At 70.6% G+C, this 17,319-nt stretch carries 18 protein-coding genes; 12 read left to right on the top strand and 6 right to left on the bottom strand.

Translation table 11 applies throughout. From position 1 onward, the window contains the following. Positions 1–86: 86 nt before the first annotated feature. The gene (locus OG766_RS13035; RefSeq protein WP_266377951.1) at positions 87–1,418 is read right to left on the bottom strand and encodes a nicotinate phosphoribosyltransferase; all 1,332 of its coding nucleotides are present in this window, start codon (positions 1,416–1,418) and stop codon (positions 87–89) included. A gap of 175 nt (positions 1,419–1,593) precedes the next feature. Between OG766_RS13035 and clpS the strand changes: the two genes are divergently transcribed. The 3 genes from clpS (at position 1,594) to OG766_RS13020 (ending at position 4,268) form a co-directional block, all read left to right on the top strand. After that, positions 1,594–1,905, top strand: coding sequence for an ATP-dependent Clp protease adapter ClpS (clpS, locus tag OG766_RS13030; RefSeq protein WP_266373792.1), 312 nt, complete (start codon positions 1,594–1,596; stop codon positions 1,903–1,905). Then, positions 1,905–2,501, top strand: a complete 597-nt coding sequence (locus OG766_RS13025) for a DUF2017 domain-containing protein (protein ID WP_266373793.1) — start codon at positions 1,905–1,907, stop codon at positions 2,499–2,501. The genes clpS and OG766_RS13025 overlap by 1 nt, the downstream gene beginning before the upstream one ends. Before the next feature lie 321 nt (positions 2,502–2,822). Beyond that, positions 2,823–4,268 carry an amino acid permease gene (locus OG766_RS13020; protein ID WP_266373794.1) on the top strand — a complete coding sequence of 482 codons (1,446 nt, stop codon included), beginning with the start codon at positions 2,823–2,825 and terminating at the stop codon, positions 4,266–4,268. A 90-nt stretch (positions 4,269–4,358) separates the two neighbouring features. Here the strand turns inward: OG766_RS13020 and OG766_RS13015 are convergent, their stop codons facing one another. Together OG766_RS13015 and OG766_RS13010 are read right to left on the bottom strand one after the other, a co-directional pair. Further along, positions 4,359–5,045, bottom strand: coding sequence for an LmeA family phospholipid-binding protein (locus OG766_RS13015; protein WP_266373795.1), 687 nt, complete (start codon positions 5,043–5,045; stop codon positions 4,359–4,361). Continuing rightward, positions 5,042–7,273, bottom strand: a complete 2,232-nt coding sequence (locus OG766_RS13010) for an MMPL family transporter (protein ID WP_328725388.1) — start codon at positions 7,271–7,273, stop codon at positions 5,042–5,044. The genes OG766_RS13015 and OG766_RS13010 overlap by 4 nt, the downstream gene beginning before the upstream one ends. A 132-nt stretch (positions 7,274–7,405) precedes the next feature. Between OG766_RS13010 and OG766_RS13005 the strand changes: the two genes are divergently transcribed. The 5 genes from OG766_RS13005 to OG766_RS12985 all read left to right on the top strand — a co-directional run bounded on the left by OG766_RS13005 (position 7,406) and on the right by OG766_RS12985 (position 10,175). Then, entirely contained in the window at positions 7,406–8,044 is a 639-nt protein-coding gene (locus OG766_RS13005; RefSeq protein WP_266373799.1) for a TetR/AcrR family transcriptional regulator, read from the top strand. A 132-nt stretch (positions 8,045–8,176) separates the two neighbouring features. Then, positions 8,177–8,599, top strand: a complete 423-nt coding sequence (locus OG766_RS13000) for a M67 family metallopeptidase (protein WP_266373801.1) — start codon at positions 8,177–8,179, stop codon at positions 8,597–8,599. 101 nt (positions 8,600–8,700) lie between these two features. Further along, positions 8,701–8,826: a putative leader peptide gene (locus OG766_RS12995; RefSeq protein ID WP_266378395.1), complete on the top strand. Its 126-nt coding sequence runs from the start codon at positions 8,701–8,703 to the stop codon at positions 8,824–8,826. Between the two features lie 104 nt (positions 8,827–8,930). After that, entirely contained in the window at positions 8,931–9,209 is a 279-nt protein-coding gene (locus OG766_RS12990; protein ID WP_266373802.1) for a MoaD/ThiS family protein, read from the top strand. A 15-nt stretch (positions 9,210–9,224) separates the two neighbouring features. Further along, entirely contained in the window at positions 9,225–10,175 is a 951-nt protein-coding gene (locus tag OG766_RS12985; protein WP_328725385.1) for a PLP-dependent cysteine synthase family protein, read from the top strand. Positions 10,176–10,349: 174 nt separating this feature from the next. On the opposite strand, the gene OG766_RS12980 is transcribed toward OG766_RS12985, so the two are convergent. Next, positions 10,350–10,832 (bottom strand): type II toxin-antitoxin system PemK/MazF family toxin, encoded by a 483-nt coding sequence (locus OG766_RS12980; RefSeq protein WP_266373805.1) that lies wholly within the window; start codon positions 10,830–10,832, stop codon positions 10,350–10,352. 244 nt (positions 10,833–11,076) lie between these two features. On the opposite strand from OG766_RS12980, the gene OG766_RS12975 reads away from it, so the two are divergent. The 3 genes from OG766_RS12975 to OG766_RS12965 all read left to right on the top strand — a co-directional run bounded on the left by OG766_RS12975 (position 11,077) and on the right by OG766_RS12965 (position 13,899). Then, positions 11,077–11,829, top strand: coding sequence for an MBL fold metallo-hydrolase (locus OG766_RS12975; protein ID WP_328725383.1), 753 nt, complete (start codon positions 11,077–11,079; stop codon positions 11,827–11,829). A gap of 125 nt (positions 11,830–11,954) precedes the next feature. After that, positions 11,955–13,481 (top strand): APC family permease, encoded by a 1,527-nt coding sequence (locus OG766_RS12970; RefSeq protein ID WP_266373808.1) that lies wholly within the window; start codon positions 11,955–11,957, stop codon positions 13,479–13,481. Position 13,482: 1 nt separating this feature from the next. Beyond that, complete coding sequence (locus OG766_RS12965; protein WP_266373809.1) at positions 13,483–13,899, top strand: universal stress protein; 417 nt, start codon at positions 13,483–13,485, stop codon at positions 13,897–13,899. Positions 13,900–13,983: 84 nt separating this feature from the next. Here OG766_RS12965 and OG766_RS12960 read toward each other — a convergent pair whose 3' ends face one another. Both OG766_RS12960 and OG766_RS12955 read right to left on the bottom strand, forming a co-directional pair. Further along, entirely contained in the window at positions 13,984–15,252 is a 1,269-nt protein-coding gene (locus tag OG766_RS12960) for a PTS transporter subunit EIIC (protein WP_266373810.1), read from the bottom strand. A gap of 231 nt (positions 15,253–15,483) precedes the next feature. Further along, positions 15,484–16,779, bottom strand: coding sequence for a PTS transporter subunit EIIC (locus OG766_RS12955; protein ID WP_266373811.1), 1,296 nt, complete (start codon positions 16,777–16,779; stop codon positions 15,484–15,486). A 233-nt stretch (positions 16,780–17,012) separates the two neighbouring features. Between OG766_RS12955 and OG766_RS12950 the strand changes: the two genes are divergently transcribed. Beyond that, entirely contained in the window at positions 17,013–17,246 is a 234-nt protein-coding gene (locus tag OG766_RS12950) for a glucose PTS transporter subunit EIIB (protein ID WP_093660495.1), read from the top strand. Positions 17,247–17,319 lie beyond the last annotated feature (73 nt).

The raw sequence follows: 17,319 nt of genomic DNA, 5'->3' as shown, positions 1-17,319 counted from the left end.
ACCGTCTTGTGGGAGGGGGCCTTTGCCTGCCGGAGGCACTGCCGTCGGCTCTCGGGTCCCCCGTGGATCACTCGTGTTCACCCGGGTCACATCCGGTACTCCGTCGGGATCACCGGCTCGCCACGGGACAGCTGGGTCGCGGACATCGGCAGTCCCGACCGCGCCGCGATGTGCCGGTCCCGCGCCGCGTCCAGCGGCTCACGGGCGACGACCTCGCCGCCCTTGACCAGCTCCACCAGCAGCTGCCGGTCCGCGAGCGCGTCCGGCACCGGTCCGGTGCCGAGCACCTCGGCCTCGGCGACGCCCTGCCCGTCGAGGCGGCGGGCGGCCCACTTGCGGCCCCCCACGGACAGTTTCCCGCCCGAGGACTTCTTCGCCACAGCGGTCAGCGGCGCCCCCGGATCGGCCGAGCCGGCCCGCGCGACCAGCTTGTAGACCATCGAGCAGGTCGGCTGCCCGCTGCCCGTGACCAGCTGCGTTCCGACGCCGTACGCGTCCACGGGTGCCGCGGCGAGCGACGCGATCGCGTACTCGTCCAGGTCGGACGTCACGACGATCTTCGTGTCGTGCGCCCCCAGCTCGTCCAGCTGCTGCCGCACCCGGTGGGCCACCAGCAGCAGGTCGCCGGAGTCGATGCGTACGGCGCCGAGCTCCGGCCCGGCGACCTCGACGGCCGTACGGACGGCCTCGGCGACGTCGTAGGTGTCGACGAGCAGTGTCGTACCGCGTCCGAGTGAGTCGACCTGGGCCCGGAAGGCGTCCCGCTCGGTGTCATGCAGAAGAGTGAACGCGTGGGCGCTGGTACCGACCGTCGGGATGCCGTAGCGGAAGCCGGCGGCGAGAACGGAGGTGGAGTCGAAGCCCCCGACGTACGCCGCGCGCGCGGAGGCGACCGCGGCGAGCTCGTGCGTGCGCCGGGCGCCCATCTCGATGAGCCGGCGTCCGCCGGCGGCGGAGGACATGCGGGAAGCGGCGGCGGCGATCGCCGAGTCGTGGTTGAGGATCGACAGGACCACGGTCTCCAGCAGCACGCACTCGGCGAAGGAGCCCTCGACGCGCAGGACCGGCGAACCGGGAAAGTAGACCTCGCCCTCCGGGTAGCCCCAGATGTCGCCGCTGAAGCGGTAGTCGGACAGCCAGCGCAGCGTGGGCTCGTCGACGATGCGCCGGTCCCTGAGGAAGCGGAGCACGCCGTCGTCGAAGCGGAAGTTCTCCACGGCGTCCAGGACGCGTCCGATGCCGGCGACGACTCCGTAGCGTCGGCCCTCGGGGAGCCGGCGGGTGAAGAGCTCGAAGACGGAGCGACGGTCCGCCGTGCCGGCCTTCAGCGCCGCCTGGAGCATCGTGAACTCGTACTGGTCGGTGAAGAGCGCGGTCGACGGCACCTCCACGGGAAGACCCAGATCCGCAGTGCTCACCATGGTCAACCTCGAACTCTCGTCTCGGCCGCCGGCCGAGCCGGCCGGGGGTCCGGGGGGTGGCCCCCGGGAATCGCTGCCATACGAGCGATGCTAGCGCACATCTCGTCAGAGTGACGAGATGTCGGCGATTCGGCCGGGGTCGTTTATGCGACGGGGCCCCTCGGGTGGCAGCATGGGTGGAGTGACTGTGCCCCTAGAGATCGAAGAGACCCAGTCGGCCGAGGAGACCTTCGCCGTACCCGAGCCCGATGTCCCCTGGGTGACGATCGTCCACAACGATCCGGTCAATCTGATGAGCTACGTCACGTACGTCTTCCAGGCCTACTTCGGCTATCCCAAGGACAAGGCCCACAAACTGATGCTGGACGTCCACCACAAGGGCCGCGCGATCGTCTCCAGCGGCAGTCGCGAGGAAATGGAACGTGACGTGCAGGCGATGCACGGCTACGGGCTGTGGGCCACGCTCTCCCAGGAACGTCAGTGATGGCCGGACACTTCGAGGCGCTGCCGGGCGGCGGCGCGGCCGTCGCGCTCGACGAGGTCGAGATCTCCATCCTGCGCTCGCTCACCGTCCAGTTGCTGGAACTCATCGGCCCCGGCGACGAACCCGCCCAGGGCGAGGACCCGCTCGCCGCGCTCTTCGCCGAGGGCCCGAGCGAGCCGCCGTCCGACCCGGCGCTGGCGCGTCTGTTCCCCGACGCGTACGGCGGCCCGGAGGTCAAGGACGGCGAGAGCGAGGAAGTCCGGGAGTTCTCCGCCGAGTTCCGCCGCTACACGGAGAACGACCTGCGCACCCGCAAGCGTGACGACGCGCTCGTGGTCGTCCGCAACCTCGACGCGCTGACCGCGACGGGGGAGGGCGGCGCCGTCCTCAAGCTCACCGCCGACGACTCGCTGCACTGGCTCGGCGCGCTCAACGACCTGCGGCTGACCATCGGCACCCGGCTGGAGGTCGCCGACGAGGACGAGGGCGGAGACCTCTACCGGCTGCCGGACTCCGATCCGCGCAAGCCGATGGTCATGGCGTACCTCTGGCTCGGCGCGCTCCAGGAGACGCTCGTCGAGACGCTGACCCCGTAGCGACACCGTCGCGCCCGGTGGTGTTCGCTCAACGGACGCTCAATTCCGGATAACGATCCCGTCACTCGGGCGCTCCGCTTTGCTGCGCCAAGGGGTTATTGTCCGGTTCTTCCTGTGCGGTGCGTCACATCGACGTGGCTGGATCAATGTTGCGGGCGTGATAAATCTTCACGACCTGCCGGGGACGCCACCCATGTTCCCGGGGGCGCTCGGACCGGCAGATCGCCGGTGGCACTCCATCCATATCCGGGGGGATCAGGACCTGGTCCGCAGCCGCAGGCAGTCGGCGCGCGGGTCAGCATGGAGAAAGGCGCACCATCCATGACCTCAGCGCGGGTCGACACGCATGACGGCAATGAGGCCGCGGGCATTTCGAGTGAGGGCTACGAGCGTGGGCTCGGGCCCCGTCAGGTCCAGATGATCGCCATCGGCGGCGCCATCGGCGTAGGTCTGTTCCTGGGCGCCGGCGCGAACATCGCGAAGGCCGGACCCAGCCTCATTCTCATGTACGCCCTCGCGGGCGTGATCATCTTCTTCATCATGCGAGCGCTCGGCGAGCTGCTCCTCTACCGGCCGGTCTCCGGCTCCTTCGCGGAGTACTCCCGGGAGTTCCTCGGCCCGTTCTTCGGCTATGTCACCGGCTGGACGTACTGGCTGATGTGGATCGTGACCGGCATGGCGGAACTCACCGCCGCCGCCATCTACATCAACTACTGGTTCCCCTCGGTCCCGCAGTGGGTCACGGCCCTGGTCTTCCTGGTCGTCCTCTACATCGCCAACCTGATCTCGGTGAAGCTGTTCGGCGAGATCGAGTTCTGGTTCTCGATGGTCAAGGTGACCGCGCTCATCGGCATGATCGTCATCGGTCTCGGTGTGCTGACCTTCGGCTTCAGCGCCGCGGGTGACACCGCCCAGGTCTCCAACCTGTGGGCGTTCGACGGCTTCTTCCCCAAGGGCATCGGCTCCAGCCTGATGACCCTGCAGGGCGTGATGTTCGCCTACCTCGCCGTCGAGCTGGTCGGCGTCACCGCCGGCGAGTCCGAGAACCCCGAGAAGACCCTGCCCAAGGCGATCAACTCGCTGCCCTGGCGCATCGCCCTCTTCTACGTCGGTGCCCTCACGGTCATCCTGTGCGTGGTCAAGTGGACTGAGTTCGCGCCCGGCGTGAGCCCCTTCGTCGCCGCGTTCGCCAAGATCGGCATCCCGGCCGGTGCGGCCATCGTCAACTTCGTCGTCCTCACCGCGGCCCTGTCGTCCTGCAACTCCGGCATGTACTCCACCGGCCGTATGCTGCGCGACCTGGCCTCCAACGGCGAGGCCCCGAAGGCGCTGGGCAAGCTGGCCGCGAGCAAGACCCCGGCCATCGGCATCACCGTCTCCGTCGCCCTCATGGGTATCGGCGTGCTGCTCAACTACGTCGTCCCGGAGAAGGCGTTCGGCTACGTCACCTCGGTGGCCACCGCGGCCGGTATCTGGACCTGGATGATGATCCTCATCAGCCACATCCGCTACCGCCGCGCGGTCGAGGCCGGCCGGCTGCCCGCCTCCTCCTTCCCGGCCCCAGGCGGCGCGGTCTGCAGCTGGATCGCCCTGGTGTTCCTGCTCTTCGTGACCTGCCTGATCGCGTACGACCCGGACTCCCGCGTGAGCCTGTACGTCGGCGCCGGCTGGGCCGTCGCGCTGGCCATCGGCTGGTTCGTCATGAAGTCCAACAAGCCGCAGGGCCCCGCCGAGCCCGCCCGCGAGTACGCGGACGCCGCCAAGTAGCGGCACGCTCCCCTCGCACCAGTCATCGGGTCATGCCGGGCTCTCCCGCCCGGCATGGCCCGATGTGCGTCCCGGGCCGCCGGACACGGCTCAGGTGAACCGGACGCCGTCCGCGCGGGCGTGGAGCGTCACCCCGGCGTCGCCGACCGAGACGCCGGTGGGGGTCAGCCCGCCGGGCAGCTCCGGCACCGTGCGCTCCCGGCCGCTGAAGGCCGCGGAGATACGAGGCCCCGCCGGGTCCACCGGACGGCCCGCGAAGGAGGCGGCGACGGGCACCACGGTGACGGTGCGCCCGGTCAGGCGCACCTCGGCGACGACGGTCAGCGGCAGGCCGAGGACATCACGGTCGATACGAAGGCGTCCCTCCTCGTCCGCGGAGAACGAGGCTCCCTCGCCCAGATCGTCACCGAAGGAGCCGAAGGGCGCGGTGAACCGTGCCTCGGCGGTGGCGGCCGTGTACGCGCCCGCCCGCTCGGAGACCTCGCGCAGCTCCAGCGACGCCTGCACGGTCCGCCCTTCCCGGGTCACGGCGTCGGCCCGTACCGCCACCTTGGGGAAGGTTCCCTCCGCGGCCGCCGGCAGGAACGGGAAGGCGTCGATGCTCACCTGCGGGGTGCCGACCAGGGCGCTCTGCCGTCCCGCGATCCGCTCGGCGATCCGCTCCTCGGCGACCGCGGCGGCGATCCGGTCGGCGACGGGCAGCGCGGCGAGTACGGCGGCCGAGGCGAGCGCGATCCGCAGCAGCCTCCGGCGGCCGGCGGCGGGACGCCGGATCATGACGACCCCCGGGTGCCGGTGAGGGCGGTGCCACCGGCCGGGGCGGCGGGCGCGGGCGCGTCGTCATCGCCGTCGTCCTCGATGGCCAGATGCGGCAGCAGCCGGTCCAACCGGGCGGGCAGCCACCAGTTGGCGCGGCCGAGCAGCACCATCGTGGACGGTACGAGCACGCCGCGTACGACGGTGGCGTCGAGCGCGACGGCCGTGGCCAGGCCGATGCCGAACATCTTCACCACGGGGTCGTCGGACAGCAGGTAGCCGAGGAAGACGCTGACCATGATCAGCGCGGCGGAGGTGATGATCCGTCCCGTTCCGGCCAGCCCGGCGACCACCGCCCGCCGGTTGTCCCCGTCGCGCAGGTAGGCGGCGCGGACCGCGCTGAGCAGGAAGACCTCGTAGTCCATGGAGAGGCCGAACAGCACGGCGAACATCAGCAGGGGGACGTATCCGGGGATCTGCACGGGCCCTTCGAGCCCGATGAGGGACGCGCCCCGGCCCCACGGGAAGACCGCGGTCAGCACACCGTACGAGGCGGCGACCGCGACCAGGTTCATCAGTGCGGCCGTCACCGCGACGACCAGGGAGCGGAAGGCCACCAGCAGGAGCAGCGCGGCGACGGCGAGGACGAAGCCGACGACCAGTGGCATCCGCCGGGTCAGCCGGTCGTTCAGGTCGGCCTGGGCGGCCGTGGCCCCGCCCACATGGGTCACCTGACCGGTGCCCGCGGTCGCCTCGGGCAGCGTCTCCTTCCTCAGCTCGCGTACGAGTGCGGTGGTGGCCGGGTCCGCGGGCGCGGTGGTGGGCGTGACCTGCCAGCGAACATGAGCACCGTCGGCGGACAGCTGCGCGGGCCCGACGGACGCGACGCCGGGGGCGGCGCGCAGGGCGGCGGTGACGTCCGTGACCTGTGCGTCCTTTGGGCCGGACACCGGGGCGGGCAGCGTGGACACGACCTGCAGCGGGCCGTTGGCGCCGGGGCCGAAGGCGTCGGCGAGCCGGTCGTACGCGATGCGGCTCGCCGTACCGGCGGCCTTGTCGCCCGCGTCGAGCTGACCGAACGTCAACTGCGCGGCGGGGGCGGCGAGCACGCCGATCAGCGCGAGGGCGGCGATCAGGAAGCGCCACGGCCGCGAGGCGACGGACGCCGCGATACGGCCCCAGCCGGCCGGCCGTGCCTGGCCGGCGGTCTTTGACGCCTCGCTCGTGGCCCCGGTCGCGCGGACCTTCGGCGTGAGCCGCCGCCCGAGCAGCGAGAGCACCGCGGGCAGCAGCGTGAGCGTGGCCGCCATGGCGACGAGCACGGCGACGCCCGGGGCCAGCGCCAGCGCGTGGAGCAGGGGCAGACCGCCCAGTGCGAGCCCGGCGAGGGCGGCGATGACCGCGCTGCCCGCGAACACGACGGCCTTGCCGGAGCCGGCCGTGGTGCGCGCGGCGGCGTCCTCGGGGCTCAGGCCGGCCGCCCGGAGCTCACGGAACCTGGTCAGACAGAAGAGCGTGTAGTCGATGCCCACGCCGAGGCCGATCATCGCCGCGATGGTCGTGCCCGAGGACGGCATGTCCATCAGATGGCCCGCCAGCCCGATCGCACACAGGGAGACGGCCAGGCCGACGACTCCCGTCAGCAGCGGGACCCCGGCCGCGACCAGGCTGCCGAAGCCCACGGCGAGGATGACGAAGGCGGCGGCGAGCCCGATGATCTCGCTGTGGCCGGTGGAGCCCTTGTCCGCGGCGGCGGCGAGATCGCCGCCGGGGGTCACCTCGATCCCGGCCCTCGTCGCCGGGGCGGCCGCGTCCGTGATGCTCCGGGTGGTCCCGGGGGTGATGTCCCGGCCGGTGACGTCGAGTTCGACCGTGAGCCGGCCGGTGCGGCCGTCCGCGCCGAGACCGCCGCCCGCCGGCTCGTACGGCGTGGTGACGGCGACGACGTGATCCACCTCCGCGACGGCGCGCGCGGCCTCCTCGACCGCCTTCCGCTGCCCGGCCGCGGTGAGCGGCTCGGCGTCCGCCGGTGCGTACAGGACGACGGGCTGGCGGCCGGAGGCCGCGTCGTCGAAGGCTTCGGCGGCGTCGCGGGCGGCCTGGCTGTCGCTGCCGGGGATGGTCACGGCCTCGGTGGTGATCTTCCCGAAGGCCCCCAGGGCGGCGCCCAGGGCGATGAGCAGCAGCAGCCAGGCGGTGACGGTCCGCTTGGGTCTGCGGGCGCACCAGCGCCCTACGGACAGGAGCATCGGATGAGCGGACCTCTCGTGCGGCGAAAGTTATTGCACTCAGCGTGCAATCGGCACAGTTGCATCGGGAGTGCAACAATGTCAACGCTGCGATGAACGCATCGGACGGACCGAGGGACGGGAGGTGGCGCCGTGAAGCAGTCGCACCCGCAGGCCGAACGCGCCCGGGACGGAGCGCCGGACGGCCGCACCGAGCGCGGGCGGCAGACCCGCGAGAAGATCGCCGACGCGATGCTCTCCCTGCTGGACGAGGGGGAGACCCAGTTCCCCGCCGACCGCGTCGCCGAGCGCGCCGGGGTGTCCCGGCGCCTGGTCTTCCACCACTTCGCCGACATGGCCCAGCTCCAGGACACCGCCATCGCCCGGCGCCTGGACCAGCTGGCCGCACAGATCCAGCCACTGCCGACGGACGGACCCCGGGAAGCGCGGGTCGCGGCACTCGTCGAGCAGCGCGCCCGCGTCCTGGAATGGATCACTCCGTCACGGCGGACGATGATGCGCATCGAGCGGCCCTCCGAGCGGGTCGAGGAAGCCGTCCGGCACGTGATGGACTTCGCCCGCCGGCGGCTGGCCGACGTCTTCGCCGTGGAACTCGACCGGCTGCCCGGGGAACGCAGGACCGACCTGCTCAACGGGCTGGACGCGGTGACCACATGGGGCGCCTGGTACCACTGGCGCGGCAGCGGCCTGGACCCGCAGGCCGCCCGCCGCACGATGGAGACCACCGTGCACGCGCTGCTCGCCGTGACCGACCGCCAGGACGACCGGTAGGAAGGCCGGCGCTACGACCGGCAGGACGACGGCAGGACAACCGGCAGGGCGCCCGGCAGGGCGACCGGGCGCGATCTCACTCATTGGTCCCCGGATCTCAGATCCGCGAGCCGTCCGCCTATTCTCGTCATCATGCTGACCATCACCCAGGCCCTGTACGACCGGATCGTCGCCCACGCCCGCGAGGACCACCCCGACGAGGCCTGCGGCGTGGTCGCCGGACCGGTGGGCGAGGGGCGGCCCGAACGCTTCATCCCGATGCTCAACGCCGCGCGCTCGCCCACGTTCTACGAGTTCGACTCGACGGATCTGCTCAAGCTGTACCGGGAGATGGACGACCGCGACGAGGAACCGGTGATCATCTACCACTCCCACACCGCGACCGAGGCGTATCCCTCCCGCACCGACATCTCGTACGCCAACGAGCCCGGCGCCCACTACGTCCTGGTGTCCACGGCCGACGCGGACGACGCCGGCCCGTTCCAGTTCCGGTCCTTCCGGATCGTCGAGGGCGAGGTCACCGAGGAGGACGTCAAGGTCGTCGAGGCGTACTGAGAGGGGTGCTGACGAGCCGGGCGTCCGTCAGGCGAACAGATCGCGTCCGCGATGCGAGATCACATGTCGGGAGCCGCACCGGGAATCGTTACGATGACCGCATGGTTTCGAACGACGTGAGCGAGAAGACGCCGGGCACCCCGCTGCTCGTGGCGCGGCTGCACGTCGACCTGTGCCGACTCGCCAGCGCCATCTGTACGCGCTGCGCGGACCGCCGTACGGCCTGACCACGGCCCCCGAGCGCACCAGCCCTGCACCAGCCCCTGCGCGGGGGCCGAGCCGCGCGCCCCTCACGCAACGCCCTACGTCCCTCCCGACAGGAGCCCATGCCATGGCCATCGAGGTCCGCATCCCGACCATCCTCCGCACCTACACCGACGGCGCCAAGGCCGTCGAAGGCAGCGGGGACACGCTCGCCGAGCTGTTCGCCGACCTCGAGACCCGGCACGCCGGAATCCAGGCCCGGATCGTCGACGGGGACCAGCTGCGCCGCTTCGTGAACGTGTACCTGAACGACGAGGACGTCCGCTTCCTCGACGGCATCTCCACCAAGCTGTCCGACGGTGACAGCGTCACGATCCTGCCGGCCGTGGCCGGCGGCATGGCCTGATCGGCCCGGCTCCCGATGCGCTACGACTCCCCGCTCGCCGCGGTCGGCAACACGCCGCTCGTCCGGCTGCCCCGGCTGTCCCTCTCCGAGGACGTCCGTATCTGGGCCAAGCTGGAGGACCGCAACCCGACCGGCTCGGTCAAGGACCGCCCCGCGCTCCACATGATCGAGCAGGCGGAGAAGGACGGCCGCCTCACGCCCGGCTGCACGATCCTGGAGCCGACCAGCGGCAACACCGGGATCTCACTGGCGATGGCGGCCAAGCTCAAGGGCTACCGGATCGTCTGCGTCATGCCGGAGAACACCAGCGAGGAGCGCCGGCAGCTCCTCGCGATGTGGGGCGCCGAGATCATCTCGTCCCCGGCCGCGGGCGGCTCCAACACGGCGGTGCGCGTGGCCAAGGAACTCGCCGCCGAGCACCCGTCCTGGGTGATGCTCTACCAGTACGGCAACCCGGACAACGCGGGCGCGCACTACGCCACCACCGGCCCCGAGATCCTCGCCGACCTGCCGTCCGTCACGCACTTCGTCGCGGGCCTCGGCACGACCGGCACCCTCATGGGCGTCGGCCGCTTCCTTCGCGAGCACAAGCCGGACGTGAAGATCGTCGCCGCGGAGCCGCGCTACGACGATCTCGTGTACGGGCTGAGGAACCTCGACGAGGGCTTCGTGCCCGAGCTGTACGACGCCTCCGTACTCACCACCCGCTTCTCCGTCGGCTCGGCCGACGCGGTCACCCGCACCCGTGAGCTCCTCCAGCAGGAGGGCATCTTCGCGGGCGTCTCGACGGGCGCGGCGCTGCACGCGGCGATCGGCGTCGGCAAGAAGGCGGTCACGGCGGGGGAGTCGGCGGACATCGTCTTCGTCGTCGCCGACGGAGGCTGGAAGTACCTCTCGACGGGCGTCTACACCGCCCCGACGACCGAGGCGGCCATCGAAACCCTCCACGGCCAGCTCTGGGCCTGACTCGCCCGGTCCCGTCCCGGGTCCGCCCCCTCGGGCGCGGCCCGGGACGGGGCGAGCCCGAGGGGGCTCGGGCGCGGCCCGGGACGGGGCGAGCCGGGGTGAGGCCGGGCCCGGTGGGACGGGACCCGTCAGCACAGGGGGACGGGACCCGTCAGGACAGGGGAAGGACCGCCGTCACGGAGACAGGTGCCGGAGCTGGTCCCACAGCAGCGGGTCCACCACACCGACCCGCCGCCTGAAGTCCCGTACGCGCACCTCACGCAACTCGTCCGTCTCCAGGAAACTCGCGCGCCCCTGCCCATCGCCCACCGTGCCCGGCGGCAGAGGAATCACGCCCGGCCGTTCGTCGTGGTAACGGCTGGTGATCTTGGCGACGCGCGCCGCGCCACCGCGCACGGCCAGGACGAGACAGGGCCGGTCCTTGGAGCCCGGGCCGTCCTCGTAGGGAACGTCCGCCCACCAGATCTCGCCCGGCTGCGGCCGCCGCGCCGGCCCCGGCCGCGCGCCCCGCTCCGAGGGCCTTCCCGGAGGTCTGCCCGGCGCCCTCCCCGGCCGCGTGCGCGGCCCGACCCGGCCGCCCGGCCGTACCCGCGTCACCGCGGCCACCAGCGCGACCACCACCACCGCGCCGAGCGCGAGCCACCAGGACGTGTCCATACCCCAGACGGTACCGGCGCGCATCCCGAGCCGCGCGCGCCGGGTACACGCCCCCGCACCTCGTCCTATCCGGTGACAGGGCAGGTGAGTTCCCCCACAACGGGTACCCGCAAAGGAGCGCCCGACCCTTTCGCGCCTTACGCTCGACGCACCGCACGAGCTCCCCGGCGCACGCTTCGGCCGACCCCGTTCCCCACCCACGTTCCCCGTCCACCGGACGACCGTCCACGGAGGTTCAAGCTCCATGAAGCTCACCGTCGTCGGCTGCTCGGGGTCGTTCCCGTCCGCGGAATCGGCCTGCTCGAGCTACCTCGTAGAGGCCGACGGCTTCCGGCTGCTCCTCGACATGGGCAACGGCGCCCTCGGCGAGCTGCAGCGCCACATCGGTCTGTACGACCTGGACGCCATCTTCCTCAGTCATCTGCATGCGGACCACTGCATCGACATGTGCGGCTACTTCGTCGCCCGCTACTACCGCCACGACGGCGGTCGCGCCGACGCCATCCCGGTGTACGCGCCGGAGGGCGCGGAGCAGCGCCTCACCACCGCCTACGCGGACACCCCCTCCGACAAGTCGATGGGCGAGGTCTTCGACTTCCACACGCTCAAGCCGGGCACCTTCCAGATCGGCCCGTTCACGGTCCGCACGGAGAAGGTCGCGCACCCCGTCGACACCTTCGGCATCCGCGTCGAGCACGGCGGCCGCTCCCTGACCTACTCAGGTGACACGGGTGTCTGCGACCCCCTCGTGGACCTCGCCGAGGGCACCGACCTCTTCCTCTGCGAGGCCGCCTTCACCCACGGCAAGGAAGACATCCCGGACCTCCACCTCAACGGCCGCGAGGCCGGCGCCCACGCCGCCCGCGCCGGTGTCCGGCGTCTCGTACTGACGCACATCCCGCCGTGGACGGACGCCGAGCGGAATCTCGCGGACGCTCGTGAGGTGTACGAAGGACCGGCCGAGCTGGCCGTCCCGGGCGCGGTCTACGAGCTCTAGGGTCCCGCGGTCCACGAGCTCCGGGTCCGGGCGCAGGTGATGCGAGATCCACTCGGCAGGCCGCCCACGGCATGTCCCGCTAAAATCGCATAAAACCGACACATCGTCCTGACCTGCGAGGACACATGGCCGATGACGTCACGGACACCCGCCCGCCCCCACCCAGCTCCCACACCGGGGAAGGGCCGGGGGAACTGAAGCACAACGCGATCGGCTTCCTCGACGCTCTCGTCATCGGCATCAACTCGACCTCGCCCGCCTACTCCCTGGCCGCGGTCATCGGATCGGTCGTGGCGCTCGTCGGGGTCTACGCCCCCGGAGTGGTGCTCGCCTCGTTCGTGCCGATGCTGCTGATCGCATCGGCGTTCTTCTACCTCAACCGGGTCGACCAGGACTGCGGTACGACCTTCTCCTGGGTCACCCGCGCCATGGGCCCCTGGGCGGGCTGGATCGGCGGCTGGGCGATCATGATGACCGGTGTGCTCGTCGTCGGTTCACTCGCCGACGTCGCCGTCGGCTTCGGGCTGCTCACGGTCGGCCTCGACAGCTGGGCCACCAACGACGTCGTCCGCCCGCTGCTCACCGTCCTCCTCATCCTCGTCATGACCGCCATCTGCGTCATCGGCACCGAGGCGTCCGCCCATGTGCAGAACGTGCTCATCCTCGCGCAGATCGCGTCCCTGCTCGCCTTCGCGGTCGTCGCGATCCAGCGCGTCTACGCCGGTACGAGTTCCCTCCCCGCCGTCGAACCCGAGATCGGATGGCTGAACCCGTTCGGGGCCGGAGGCGCGGCGCTCACCGCCGGCCTGCTGCTGGGCGTCTTCATGTACTGGGGCTGGGAGTCGGCGGTCAACCTCACCGAAGAGGTCAAGAACTCCGCCAGCGCCCCGGGCCGGGCCGGCATCTGGTCGACGATCATCCTGCTCGGCACGTACCTGTCGGTCTGCATCGCGGTCGTGGCCTTCGCCGGGCCCGCGTACCTCGCCAAGAACGCGACCGAGGAGGAGTTCATCTTCGCCTCGCTCGCCCGGCAGGTCATGGGCGGCTGGGACTGGCTCGTCCTCCTCGCGGTCTCCACGTCCGCGCTCGCCTCGACCCAGACGACGATCATCCCCGCGTCGCGCACCGGACTGTCCATGGCCCGCCGCGGCGCGCTGCCGTCCGTCTTCGCCCGCATCCACCCGCGCTTCCACACACCCCATGTGAGCACCTGGGCCGTCGCCCTCGTCGCCGCCGTCTGGTACCTCGTCGTCAGCCGGATCAGCGAGAACGCCCTCCTCGACTCGCTCACCGCACTGTCGCTGCTCATCGCGTTCTACTACGCGCTCACCGGCATCGCCTGCGCCGTCTACTACCGCCGCCATCTGACCGAGAGCGTGGGCAACCTGGTCCTCATCGGGATCGGCCCGCTCGTCGGTGCGGTGCTGCTGCTGTGGCTGCTGGTGGAGGCCGTCATCCACATGTCCGACCCGGCGAACTCCTACAGCGGCGTCTCGTGGTTCGGGCTCGCCCCGCCGCTCGTCATCGGCATCTTCATCGTGATCATGGGGCTGGTCTTCATGGTCGCGCGGCGCCTGACGAGCGACCGGTACTGGCAGGAACGCCCGGGTGTGTGCGACCCGGACCTCGTGCGCCGCACCAAGGAGCCCTGAGATGGCGGTCGTTCTGGGCTACGACGAGTCACCGGGCTCACTGCGCGCCCTGCGGGTCGCGATCGAGGTGTCCGCGGCCTTCGGCGAGCCGCTCGTGGTGGTCTTCGGCGCGGCGCCACCGGGCGCGCAGGGCGAGGAGTACCGCGCCCACCTCGACGCCGTCCGCCAGACCGGCCGCGTCGCGCTCGCGCACGCGGTGGCGGAGGCCGACGACGCGGGCGTACCCACGGCGGTCGAGGTCCTCGACGAGAAGCCGGCGGAGGCCCTGCTGGACGCGGCGGCCCGCCACGACGCCCGGGTCATCGTCGTCGGCAGCTACGGCGAGAGCCCGCTGCGCGGAGCCCTCCTCGGCTCGACCCCGCACAAACTGCTGCATCTCTCCAGGATCCCGGTGCTGTGCGTCCCGGCCGGCGACTGACCCAGGCGGGACACCGGGCACGGCAGGAGCCCCCGCCTTCCTCTTCGGAAGACGGGGGCTCCGGCGCGGGTGCCGTGGGCGGGCCTACTTGGCCTCGGCCTTCTGCAGCTCCGCCAGTTCCTCGTCGGACTCACGGCCCGGCGTCGGAAGGTTGAACTTGATGATCGCGAAGCGGAAGATCACGTAGTAGACCGCCGCGAAGCAGAGGCCGACCAGCGCCAGGCCCCACGGGTTCGACGCGATACCCAGGTTGAGGAAGAAGTCGACCGCGCCGGCGGAGAAGCCGAAGCCGTCCTTCATACCCAGGGACCAGGTCAGCGCCATGGAGACACCGGTCAGCAGGGCGTGGATCGCGTACAGCACCGGGGCGATGAACATGAAGGTGAACTCGATCGGCTCGGTCACACCGGTGACGAAAGAGGTCAGCGCGAGGGAGAACATCATGCCGCCGACGACCTTGCGGCGCTCCGGGCGGGCGCAGTGCACGATCGCGAGGCAGGCCGCCGGGAGGGCGAACATCATGATCGGGAAGAAGCCGGTCATGAACTGTCCGGCCGACGGGTCACCGGCCAGGAAGCGGGCGATGTCGCCGCTCTTGCCCTCGTAGGAACCGGCCTGGAACCACGGGAAGGAGTTCAGCAGGTGGTGCATGCCGACCGGGATCAGCGCACGGTTGGCCACACCGAAGATGCCCGCGCCCACGGCGCCGGAGTTGACGAGGCTCTCACCGAACGAGTGCAGACCGGAGCCGAGCCACGGCCAGATCAGGCCGAAGACGATGCCGGCGAGCAGACCGGCGAACGAGGCGAGGATCGGGACCAGTCGGCGCCCGCCGAAGAAGCCCGCCCAGGCGGGCAGCTTGGTGCGGTAGAACCGCTGGTAGAGCAGCGCCACGATGATGCCCATCACCACGCCGCCGAGGACCTTGGCGTCCACGGCCTGCTCGACCATGACGATCTTGCCGTCGACGATGGCTTCCTTCTTGGGCAGGCTGCTGTCCGTGAAGGTGCCGAGCACGCTCTTGAAGACCAGGTAACCGACGACGGCGGCCAGCGCGGTCGAGCCGTCCGACTTCTTCGCGAAGCCGATCGCGATGCCGACGGCGAACAGCAGCGCCATGTTGTCGAGGAGTGCGCCACCACCGGCCGACATGTACCCGGCTATCTTGGTGATGAAGGTCGGGAACGACTCCTTGCCGAGCATGTCGGGCTGGCCGAAGCGCACCAGAAGCGCGGCGGCGGGCAGCACCGCGACCGGCAGCATGAGGCTGCGGCCGATGCGCTGCATCACTGCCATCGCGCCCGCGCCCGTCTTCTTCTTCTGCGCCTCGGGGGCGGCGCTGGCCGTGGTCACAACTTCCTCCAGTGGGCAAGGCGCCGCCCGGAACCAGGGGAAGATGGGACGGCGGCGTCTCAGGGGGGAACGCGGTGGTCTGGACCGCGTGGTCTACACCAGTCAGAGGTGTAGACCTGTTGTAGCACGTGAGGGAAAGATAAGGAACCTGCGATTTCTGTGGCCTGGTTCATACCGGGCCAACAACGACGGAACGCCCCCACCGCCCCTCTATGTGGCGACGCCTTCCCACTACTTGGTGACGTCGCGCTCCATCTCGTCACCGATCTCGTCCGGCTCGCGCCCCGGCGTCATCAGGTTGAACGTGGTGATCGCGAAGCGGAAGATCACGTAGTACACCGCCGCGAAGCACAGCCCGATCGGGACGATCAGCCACGGCTTCGTCGCGAGGCCCCAGTTGATCACGTAGTCGATGAGCCCCGCCGAGAACGTGAAGCCGTCCTTGACGCCGAGCCCCCAGGTCACCGCCATCGACACACCCGTCAGCAGCGCGTGGACGGCGTACAGCGCCGGGGCGATGAACATGAACGAGTACTCGAGCGGCTCCGTGATACCCGTGACGAACGACGTCAGCGCCGCCGACATCATCAGCCCGCCCACCTCCGCCCGGCGGTGCGGCTTCGCGCAGTGCGTGATCGCCAGCGCCGCGGCCGGCAGGGCGAACATCATGATGGGGAAGAAGCCCGTGGTGAACAGGCCCGCGTGCGGGTCGCCCGCCAGGAACATGTTGATGTCGCCGTGCACCACCGTGCCGTCGGGCTTGGTGTACGTACCGAACTGGAACCACAGCGGCACGTTCAGGAACTGGTGCAGCCCGATCACCAGCAGCGCCCGGTTCGCCACCCCGAAGATCGCCGCACCCCAGGCACCCAGGGCCGACAGCCAGTCGCTGAAGTTCTCCAGCCCCTGGCCGATCGGCGGCCAGACCCACAGGCACAGCGCCGCGAACGCGATCGCGACGAACGACATGATGATCGGCACCAGCCGGCGGCCGTTGAAGAAGCCCAGCCAGTCCACCAGCCTGGTGCGGTGGTACCGCTGCCAGAAATAAGCCGCCAGCAGGCCGATCACGATGCCGCCGAAGACACCGGGGTTCTGGTACGTGAAGGCCTCGACCGAACCGTCGGCCGCCTGGCAGCCGGTGGCCACCGGGGTCGCCGGGTCGATGCACTCGTTCGGGAACTGCCGGATCACGCCGTAGTACACGAGGAAACCCGTCACCGCCGCGAGCGCCGTCGAACCGTCCGCCTTCTTCGCCATGCCGATCGCGACACCCACGCAGAACAGCATCGGCAGTCCGAGGCCCGAGTCCAGCAGCGCACCGCCGGCGCCCGCCATCACCTTGGCGACGTTGTCCCAGCCCAGCCCCTGAGCACCGAAGACGTCCGGCTGGCCGAGCCGGTTGAGAATGCCGGCCGCAGGCAGCACGGCGATGGGCAGCTGAAGACTGCGGCCCATCTTCTGCAGCCCCTGGAACGACTTGTTCCACCAGGTCTGCCACGGCGCGGCCGCGCTCTCGGTGCTCATCGGCGTCCTCCCGGAACTCGCCTGGTTTGGCAGGTGCCGCAGACTGGTGTAGACCAGTTCTCGTACGGCTGGGGACCAGTTGTCCCGCCGGTGATCGTCATCATTCGGTACGCGGCGGTCACCCGCCCATGAAGATGGGCCAACCGTGCATTACCGTGACGAAACCGGACCGATGGCGGGCCGAGGCAGCACCGGGCGCCCCGTACGGGCCTCATGAACGCAGGGAGAAGGACATGGCCAGCAAGGCTGAGAAGATCGTCGCCGGGCTCGGCGGTATCGACAACATCGAAGAGGTCGAAGGCTGCATCACCCGCCTCCGCACCGAAGTCGTGGACCCGAGCAAGGTCGACGAAGCCGCGCTGAAGGCCGCCGGCGCCCACGGCGTCGTCAAGATGGGCACCGCCATCCAGGTCGTCATCGGCACCGACGCCGACCCCATCGCCGCGGACATCGAAGACATGATGTGAGCCCTCTCCCCGCTCACCCGTGAGGGGCCCTTCCACACCGGGACGGGCCCCTCACGCACGGGCGGATAGGCTC

This window comes from Streptomyces sp. NBC_00259 (assembly GCF_036181745.1).
Taxonomy (GTDB): domain Bacteria; phylum Actinomycetota; class Actinomycetes; order Streptomycetales; family Streptomycetaceae; genus Streptomyces; species Streptomyces pratisoli.
The sequence above is the reverse complement of the archived record's forward strand: the minus strand, read 5'-3'. Positions and strand labels throughout refer to the sequence as shown.

Excerpts from the sequence above, each read along its gene's own strand:
- OG766_RS13020 (WP_266373794.1), top strand. The coding sequence starts at position 2,823 with ATGACCTCAGCGCGGGTCGACACGCATGACGGCAATGAGGCCGCGGGC.
- OG766_RS13000 (WP_266373801.1), top strand. The coding sequence starts at position 8,177 with ATGCTGACCATCACCCAGGCCCTGTACGACCGGATCGTCGCCCACGCC.
- OG766_RS12985 (WP_328725385.1), top strand. The coding sequence starts at position 9,225 with ATGCGCTACGACTCCCCGCTCGCCGCGGTCGGCAACACGCCGCTCGTC.
- OG766_RS12990 (WP_266373802.1), top strand. The coding sequence starts at position 8,931 with ATGGCCATCGAGGTCCGCATCCCGACCATCCTCCGCACCTACACCGAC.
- OG766_RS12980 (WP_266373805.1), bottom strand. The coding sequence starts at position 10,832 with ATGGACACGTCCTGGTGGCTCGCGCTCGGCGCGGTGGTGGTGGTCGCG.
- clpS (WP_266373792.1), top strand. The coding sequence starts at position 1,594 with ATGGGTGGAGTGACTGTGCCCCTAGAGATCGAAGAGACCCAGTCGGCC.
- OG766_RS13010 (WP_328725388.1), bottom strand. The coding sequence starts at position 7,273 with ATGCTCCTGTCCGTAGGGCGCTGGTGCGCCCGCAGACCCAAGCGGACC.
- OG766_RS12975 (WP_328725383.1), top strand. The coding sequence starts at position 11,077 with ATGAAGCTCACCGTCGTCGGCTGCTCGGGGTCGTTCCCGTCCGCGGAA.
- OG766_RS12965 (WP_266373809.1), top strand. The coding sequence starts at position 13,483 with ATGGCGGTCGTTCTGGGCTACGACGAGTCACCGGGCTCACTGCGCGCC.
- OG766_RS13025 (WP_266373793.1), top strand. The coding sequence starts at position 1,905 with ATGGCCGGACACTTCGAGGCGCTGCCGGGCGGCGGCGCGGCCGTCGCG.
- OG766_RS12970 (WP_266373808.1), top strand. The coding sequence starts at position 11,955 with ATGGCCGATGACGTCACGGACACCCGCCCGCCCCCACCCAGCTCCCAC.
- OG766_RS12995 (WP_266378395.1), top strand. The coding sequence starts at position 8,701 with ATGGTTTCGAACGACGTGAGCGAGAAGACGCCGGGCACCCCGCTGCTC.
- OG766_RS12950 (WP_093660495.1), top strand. The coding sequence starts at position 17,013 with ATGGCCAGCAAGGCTGAGAAGATCGTCGCCGGGCTCGGCGGTATCGAC.
- OG766_RS13015 (WP_266373795.1), bottom strand. The coding sequence starts at position 5,045 with ATGATCCGGCGTCCCGCCGCCGGCCGCCGGAGGCTGCTGCGGATCGCG.
- OG766_RS12955 (WP_266373811.1), bottom strand. The coding sequence starts at position 16,779 with ATGAGCACCGAGAGCGCGGCCGCGCCGTGGCAGACCTGGTGGAACAAG.